Origin of the sequence: Halorubrum trueperi (assembly GCF_042662525.1) — an archaeon.
GTDB classification, from domain to species: domain Archaea; phylum Halobacteriota; class Halobacteria; order Halobacteriales; family Haloferacaceae; genus Halorubrum; species Halorubrum trueperi.
In genome coordinates, this window is record NZ_JBHSXI010000001.1 from 569,218 (window position 1) to 577,064 (window position 7,847).

Annotated in this window: 7 protein-coding genes; 1 reads left to right on the forward strand and 6 read right to left on the reverse strand. The window is 70.1% G+C overall.

What is annotated here, in order from left to right; genetic code table 11:
* Positions 1-4 precede the first annotated feature (4 nt).
* The 6 genes from ACFQEY_RS02920 to dapA are packed head-to-tail and all read right to left on the reverse strand — an operon-like array spanning position 5 to position 6,282.
* Complete coding sequence (locus ACFQEY_RS02920) at positions 5-1,240, reverse strand: M20/M25/M40 family metallo-hydrolase (RefSeq protein ID WP_379764615.1); 1,236 nt, start codon at positions 1,238-1,240, stop codon at positions 5-7.
* Entirely contained in the window at positions 1,237-2,196 is a 960-nt protein-coding gene (gene dapF, locus ACFQEY_RS02925; protein WP_379764617.1) for a diaminopimelate epimerase, read from the reverse strand. The genes ACFQEY_RS02920 and dapF overlap by 4 nt, the downstream gene beginning before the upstream one ends.
* On the reverse strand, positions 2,193-3,605 hold the full coding sequence (gene lysA, locus ACFQEY_RS02930; RefSeq protein WP_379764619.1) for a diaminopimelate decarboxylase: 1,413 nt from the start codon (positions 3,603-3,605) through the stop codon (positions 2,193-2,195). The genes dapF and lysA overlap by 4 nt, the downstream gene beginning before the upstream one ends.
* Entirely contained in the window at positions 3,602-4,441 is an 840-nt protein-coding gene (locus ACFQEY_RS02935; protein WP_379764621.1) for a 2,3,4,5-tetrahydropyridine-2,6-dicarboxylate N-succinyltransferase, read from the reverse strand. The genes lysA and ACFQEY_RS02935 overlap by 4 nt, the downstream gene beginning before the upstream one ends.
* Before the next feature lie 57 nt (positions 4,442-4,498).
* Positions 4,499-5,284 (reverse strand): 4-hydroxy-tetrahydrodipicolinate reductase, encoded by a 786-nt coding sequence (gene dapB, locus ACFQEY_RS02940; protein WP_379764623.1) that lies wholly within the window; start codon positions 5,282-5,284, stop codon positions 4,499-4,501.
* A complete protein-coding gene (gene dapA / locus ACFQEY_RS02945; protein WP_379764625.1) occupies positions 5,281-6,282 on the reverse strand; it encodes a 4-hydroxy-tetrahydrodipicolinate synthase in 1,002 nt (333 codons plus the stop codon). The genes dapB and dapA overlap by 4 nt, the downstream gene beginning before the upstream one ends.
* 406 nt (positions 6,283-6,688) lie before the next feature.
* On the opposite strand from dapA, the gene ACFQEY_RS02950 reads away from it, so the two are divergent.
* Positions 6,689-7,651: an HD domain-containing protein gene (locus tag ACFQEY_RS02950; RefSeq protein ID WP_379764627.1), complete on the forward strand. Its 963-nt coding sequence runs from the start codon at positions 6,689-6,691 to the stop codon at positions 7,649-7,651.
* Positions 7,652-7,847: the final 196 nt, after the last annotated feature.

A 7,847-nucleotide genomic window follows, 5' to 3' on the forward strand; every position in this document is an offset into this window, starting at 1 on the left:
CGAGCTACGCTTCCGTTTCGGTTCCCAGAATCCCCGCGACCGAGCGCTCGACGGCCACAGCGGCCGCCTCCACCTCCCGAATGAGGACGTACTCCCGTTCAGCGTGCGCCACGGCTCCCGCGCCGTCCGCGAGGTCCCCCGGACCGAACACGACGGTCGGTGCCGGCGCGAAGTACGACGCCTCCGTCGCCGCGCCGAATGGACGCACCCCGCCACCGCGGTCGGCCGGGAGTCCGACCGACTTCCCGGCCGTCCGCGCCGCGTTCGCGACCGTCTCGACCAGCTCGTGGTCGGGATCCGTCGAAAACGCCTCGAAGAACGGGGACGCCCTGTCGGTGAGCGCTACGTCGACGCCGACGTCCTCGGGAACGGCCGACTTCACCGCGTCCGCGAGCGACGATCGGAACTCCGCGGCCGTCTCCGGCGGGACGCTCCGACGGTCGACGGTGATCGAACAGTCCGCGGGCACCTGGTTCGTCGCCTCACCGCCCTCGATGACGGTCGGCGTGAGCTTCGGCGGGCCGAGCTGCGGGTGATCGTCCGCGCCGTCGTCGAACGTTCGGATCGCGGCGAGCGCGCCCTCCGCGGCCGCGACCGCGTTCGTTCCCGCGAGCTCCGCGGCGTGGGCCGCGACGCCCGACAGCTCGACGGTTCCCTGAAACCGCCCCTTGGCCGCGGTGCAGGCGTCGAGCCCGGTCGGCTCGCCGACCAGAAAGAGGTCGCCGTTGAGTCGCTCCTCGGTTCCGGGTGAGAGACCGACCAACGCCGCCGCACCGAGCGACAGCGCCTCCTCGTCGGGCGTGAGAGCCAGCGTGAGCCGTCCGCGAGACGGCTCCGCCGCGATGAATCCGGAGAGCAGCGCGGCGAGCGGTCCCTTCGCGTCACAGGACCCGCGGCCGCGAATCACCGTCTCCGCGTCGGGGTCGTCGTCCGTGTCCGTGCTGCCGCGTTCGTCCGCCTCCGCGATCCCACGCTCGAACGGGACGTGGGGCGTCACCGTGTCGAGGTGAGTGTTCAAGACGAGGTGCGGTCCCGCGTCCGGCGCGGGCGACGTCTTCTCGGCGACCACACAGCCACCGGCGACGATCTCGGTCTCGATCCCGAAGCCGGTGAGCGTGTCCACGACGAACTCGCGCATCTCCGCCGCCGACTCGTGAGAGGGGATCGTGACCGCCGATTCGAGAAAGGATATCGGATCGAACCGTTCGGTCACCGGCTGCCCGTCGTTGTCCCGCATCATCGCGGGTCGACGGGGAGGGTCCCGCTGAATTCGTGAGCGACCGGGCCGGTCAGAGTTGCGTGACCCCTGTCCGGAACCTCGATTTCAAGCACGCCGCCAGGCGGGCGACTCACGGCGGCATCGCCCTCGATCAGCCCGAGCCTGCGAGCGGCGGCCACGATCGCGACCGCGCCCGTTCCGCACGACTGCGTCTCGCCCTCGACGCCGCGCTCGAAGGTGCGCTGATCGATGACGGCCGGGCCGTCGCCGCTCCCGTCGTCGACGACGGCCGCGAGGTTCACGTTCGCACCATCGGGGAAGACGTCGGCGTGGCGGACCGGCGGGGCGACCCGATCGAGATCGATCTCATCGATGCGATTCGGGTCGTCGAGCGCGTCGCGGCCGCCGTCGACGAACGACACCGCGTGCGGGACCCCGGTGTTGAGCGCGGTGACCCGAAGCCCTTCGACCGGCTCGTCGATAAGCGGCTCGTCGGCAAGCGCACCGTCGCGGACGACCGGAACTCGCCGGGGATCGAACGTCGGCTCCCCCATCTCGATGGTGGCCGCGGTCGCGTCCGCGTTCACGAAGGCGCGCCGGGTCCCCGCCTGCGTGTCGATCATGAACTCGCGGTCACCGGTCCGTTCGTGCGCCCACAGAGCGACCACGCGCGCGCCGTTCCCGCACATCGTCGCCGTCGAGCCGTCAGGCTGGACGAGCGTCATCACGACGCGGGTCGGGTCGAACCGCTCCTCGACGCTGAGGAAGAGGACGCCGTCGGCCCCGCGGCGGCCGGTGGGGGTCCCCGGCGGAGACCCCTCGCCGACCGCGTCGGCTGCGGTCACCCCCGTCTCGCGATCGCAGTGCGCCCGGGCGAACGCCGCGCGGTCGCCGACGCTCTCGGCGGACGCGTCGACGACGAGGAAGTCGTTGCCCGTGCCGTGGTACTTCTCGAACGGAATGGCGTGAGCGCTCATCGGTCCACCTCCGACGCGTCGCGGGCGGAATTTCGCTCCGACTCCCGCTCGACCGTCGTGAGGTCCGCCAACGTCTCCCGCCGGCGAACGACCGTCGCGATTCCCTCGTCGAGCGCGACCTCGGCGGGCCGGGGTCGCGAGTTGTATTGATTCGCCATCTCGTATCCGTACGCGCCCGCGATCCCGACCGCGAGGAGGTCCCCGCGTGCCGGATCGGCGAGCGCTCGGTTCCTACAGAAGGTATCGCCGGTCTCACAGATAGGTCCTGCGACCGTGACAGGGGTTGCGTCCCGGCGCTCGGGTGTCGGCTCGCCGTCGGCCCCGCCCAGGTTCAGGATCGGGTGGTAGGCGTCGTACATCGCCGGACGGAGCAGGTCCGTCATGCCGGCATCGACGCCGACGACGCGCTCGTCGGGAGTGGACTTCACCGCGTTGACGCGCGTCAGGAGAACGCCCGCGTCGGCGACGACGTACCGGCCGGGCTCGATCGCGAGATCGACGCCCGCGGGCAACGACGCGACCGCCTCCCGGGTCGCCTCGGCGACCGCCGGGAGGTCGAGCGGCGGCGCATCCTCACGGTAGGGGACGCCGAACCCGCCGCCGACGTCGACGTATTCGAGATCGAGGGAGGCGGGAGCGTCCGGATCGGTGTCACCGGGCGCGTCGTCGCCGGGGTCGGCGAGCTCCCGCGCCAGCTCGCCCATCCGCGCGACCAGCTCGCGGTGGCTGTCCAGCTGGTCCGAGTCGATACCGGAGCCGGCGTGTGCGTGGATTCCGACGAGATCGAACCGCTCGGCCGCACTTCTCGCGGCCTGTGCGGCCCGACCGTACGGGATCCCGAACTTCGCCGCGCCGCCGGTTCGGACCTTCTCGTGGTGACCCGCGCCGACGCCGGGGTTCACTCGGACGCAAATTCGCCCGTCGTAGCCCCGGTCGGCCAGTCGGTCGAGGGCGTCGACCGCGCCGACCGTCACCGTCAGCTTCGGCTCCGCCTCGGCGACGCCGACGACGTAGTCGAGGTCGCGGGCCGGCGGATTGACGGCCGTGTAGTGGAGCCGATCGCCCGCGAAGCCGGCCGCGAGCGCGCGGTCGAGTTCACCCGCCGAGGCGCACTCGGCGTCGAGTCCGGCGTCTCTGACCGCCTCCAGCACGGCGCGGCCGGTGTTCGCCTTCACCGCGTACCGCACGTCGGCCTCCGAGAAAGCGTCGACGAGGCGCTCGCAGTTCTCGCGGACCCGATCGAGGTCCTGAACGTACAGGGGAGTGTCGTGTTCGGTCGCGAGGTCGTGCAACCGGTCTGCATTCCAGTCGCTCACGCGCCGAACGGGAGGGTTTCCATCGGTGGCGGGGTCGTTCCCGCCGTCGGCGGAGCGGCCCGCGGCCCCAGCGCCCCCCTCGTGGTCGCTCATTCGCGGAGCGCGTCCTCTCGCTGCGTCGCCTCCAGCGTCTCCTCCTCGACGTGGGTCGCGACGACCGCCGGCTTGTACGCGCCGCCCTCGAAGAGGTCGTGATCGCCGACGGACGACTCCACCATCCGGGTGAACGCCCGGCGCTCGGCGGGGAGGTGGCCGTAGAGGACTTCCTCCTCGACGAGGTCGTAGACCGGGATTCTGGGGGTCAATAGGGTGTTTTCGCCGACGATCGAGTTCTCGCCGACCCGGAAGCCGCTCGTGACTCGACAGCCCGCGCCGAGCGAGACGCCGTCCTCGACGACGACCGGCGCGTCCTCGATCGGTTCGAGGACGCCGCCGATCAGCGTGTTGGCACCGAGCTTGACGTTCTCCCCCAGCTGCGCGCAGGATCCGACTGTATCACAGGAGTCGACGAGGGTACCGTCGCCGACGTGCGCGCCCATGTTGACGAACGAGGGGCTCATCATGATGCAGTCGCTGCCGAGGTACGCCCCGCGGCGGATCACGGTGCCGTCGGGCGTGTTGCGGGTGCCCCGCTCGCCGAGGTCAGCGGTGTCGCGCAGCGGGAGCACGTCGTAGTAGGTGACGCCGCCGTGCTCGCGTGGCTCGGTCGCGCGGAGGCCGAAGTTGAGCAGGATCCCCCGCTTGACCCACTCGTTGGCCTCCCAGGAGGTCACGTCATCGCCGGTCTTCTCGGCGGCGCGGACGTCGCCCGATTCGAGCGCGGAGAGGAACGATTCGAGGATCTCGGCGTCCTCGGCGGTCGCGTCGGCGGCGGTCAGTCCGTCCTGGTACCGGTCCCACAGATAGGATACGTCGGATTCGAGCGTCATTGAGTCGTGTATGGATGAGTGTCGGTATTTATTCGTCGATGTCGATACATGCGATCGTCATTGCCGGCCCGCGTCCAGGACGTCGCCGAACCCGTACCAGCCGGGGCCGCGGTTCGCGAGCCACTCCGCGGCGTCGAGTGCACCCTCCGCGAAGACGCCGCGGTCGCCCGCGCGGTGCGTGAGTTCGATCGCCTCGCGGTTGCCGGCGAAGAGCACCTCGTGCTCGCCGGTCACGTCGCCCGCGCGTCGGGCGTGAACGCCGATCTCGCCAGCCTCGCGGGGCGCGTCGCCCTCGCGCCCGTGGACGCGCTCGTCGAGGTCACCGCGGACCGACTCCACGTCGTCGAGGATGGATTTCGCGGTGCCGGAGGGCGCGTCCCGTTTGGCGTTGTGGTGCGTCTCGGTTAGCTCCACGTCGTAGCCGGGGAGTGCAGCGGCGGCTTCGCGAATCGCCCGGCGGAGCGCGGCGACCCCACGCGCGAAGTTCGAGGCCTTCAGCACCGGGACCGAGTCGCTCGCCGCGCGGAGGCTGTCCAGTTGACCCTCCTCGAACCCGGTCGTACCGGTGACCATCGGGACCCCCGCGTCGACGCAGGCCTCGGCGTACGCGACCGCCGAGCCCGGCCCAGTAAAATCGACGAGGACGTCGGGGTCCTCGGCCCTGAGTAGCTCTCCGAGCCGGTCGGCGGCGTCGACCGCGACGCCCGCGACGGGCTCGACCGCGGTCCGGTTTACCGCCACGGCGACGTCGACGTTCCCGCGGTCGGCGGCCGCCTGGATCACCTCTCGGCCCATCCGGCCACCAGCGCCGGTGACGGCGATAGACACGGGATCGCCGCTCATTCGGCGTCACCCGCCGCCGGGGGTTCGGCGGCCTCCGGCTCGACCGCCCCCGGCTCGCCGTTCTCGTACTCGGCCAACAGGTCACGAAGACCCTCGCGCCGACCCTCGGAGAGCCGCGAGAGCGGCGAGCGGACGAGCGGACCGCCCCGTCCGCGGACGTGCATCGCCTCCTTCACCGGGATCGGGTTCGACTCGGCGAACAGCTCGCGGACGAGCGGCGAGAGCTCGTGGTGGAGCGCCCGAGCGCGGTCGTAGTCGCCCGAGAGCGCGGCACCGACCATCGCGCAGGAGCGCTCCGGCTCGACGTTGGCGACGACGCTTATCGTACCGGTGCCGCCGACGGAGACGACCGGAAGGGTGAGCCCGTCGTCGCCGGACAATACTGAGAACTCCTCGTCGCGGGTGCGCTCGATCACTTCGCTGATGAGATTGAGATCGCCGGAGGCCGCCTTGTACCCCTGAACGTTCGGGTGTTCGGCGAGCTCGACGGTGACGTCGACGGGGATCGACTTGCCGGTCCGGCTCGGGACGTTGTAGACAATCTGCGGGAGGTCGACCGCGTCGGCGATCGTTCGGTAGTGCTCGAGGAATCCGCGGGGTTCGGGCCGATTGTAGTACGGCGAAATGAGGAGCAGGCCGTCGGCACCCGCATCGGCTGCGCGTCGGGAGAGCGAGAGCGCCTCCGCGGTGTTGTTCGAGCCGGTGCCGGCGATGACCGGCACGTCCTCGACGGCGTCGCGGACCGTCTCGATGACTTCGACGTGCTCGTCGTGGGTCATGGTCGCGGACTCGCCGGTCGAACCGACGGGGACCACGCCGTCGACACCCGCCCGTTCGAGGTACCGGGCGTTTTCGGCGAGCTGGTCGTGGTCGACCTCGTTCTCGTCCGTGAACGGGGTCGTCATCGCGGGGTAGACCCCCTCGAAGGGCTCGTCCGTCGTCTCTCGGTCGGTCGATTCGTCCGTCGTGTACGGTGTCGTCGTCGTCGTGTCCGTCATGTGTCTTGGGTGCTTGGTGTTGCGTCGGTGGTGGTCGTGTTCAGTCGGTTTCGGCGCGCAGACGCCGCCTGTCGCGAGCCGTCGAATCGGGACTCGCGCGGGTCTGGGGTCGTCCGGGACGGGGTCGCCACTCCCGCCGACGGACGGATCACGCGCGTTTTTTCGAGAAGAGCCGCGTCGCTGGGGGCGTCGGCGAGCCGCGAGCGGACGCGGGTCGGTTCACACAGGGAGTTGCGGCCTCGTTCGCTTATAGATTGTGCCTCGGGTCGAAACTGCCGACCGAATCCCACCGGGAATCGGCACGCGTATCTTTGACGCGCGCACCCTTGGTAGGCGTACTCTTAGTGCACGCGAATGTTTGACACGCGCATCCTTTTTACGGCACCCGCGCCTCGAAACGGATCTCATGAGCGATCCCGCCGACGAGACCGAACGCGACGATCGGACGGCCGACGCCCCCAGCGACGCCGACATCGATACGGACGTCCCCACCGACGACGCCACCAGCGACGCCGACGTCCCCACCGACGACGCCACCAGCGACGCCGACGTCCCCACCGACGACGACGCCGACCGCCACGAGTACCATCCCGAGAACGACCACGCGTTCCCCGACAACCGGCTTAACGAGGTGCTCGCTCGAATTGAGTCAGATCCCGAGATCGCGGCGTACCTGTCGGCACAGAACGTCAATCCCGTCGATCGCAAAGGGTACAACGACCACGGTGCGAAACACATCGAGATCGTCAGGGACCGGGCGCTGCGGCTGTACGACCTGTTGAAAGCCGGTGGCGTCGAGTTCAACGGGGCCCGCCAGCAGGGGCTCGACGAGGCGGACGAGCCGGTCATCATCGCGCTCGCGGCGACGCTCCACGACATCGGCCACGTCGTGCACCGGCACGACCACCCGTACTACTCGATCCCGCTCGCCGCCGACTTCCTGGACGACTTCCTCCCGTCCTTCTACGGCGTGCCCGAGCGGGTCCGCGTGAAAGCCGAGGTGCTCCACGCGATCCTCTGTCACCACATCGAAGAGCAGCCGCTCACGCGTGAGGCCGGGATCGTCCGGATAGCCGACGGGCTCGACATGGAGCGCGGACGCTCTCGCGTCCCCTACGAGGAGGGCGGCCGCGGGATCAACACCGTCTCCTCGCAGGCCATCGAGCGCGTCTCGCTACAGGAGGGCGACGAGACTCCCGCGCAGGTCGTGATCCGCATGAACAACGCGGCCGGCGTGTACCAGGTCGACTCGCTGCTCAAGGCGAAGATCGAGGGATCGCTGCTCGAAGACCAGATTCGAACGATCGCGATCAACACGCACCGCGACGGCGACGGCAACGGACCGATCGTCGACCGTATCGAACTGTGATGCCCGCGGCTGCAGAGCGCTCCAGACAGCTGCGTGTCGCAACCGCTTTGCGGGCGGGTCGGCTACCGCGGGCATGACCGACGCCTCCGCCGAGGGCGACGAGGCACCGATCGATACCGGTGTCGACGCCCTCAGCGACGCCGACGCCGCCGCGCTCGCGGACCTGCGGACCGCCGCCGACTACCAGTTCGGAGCC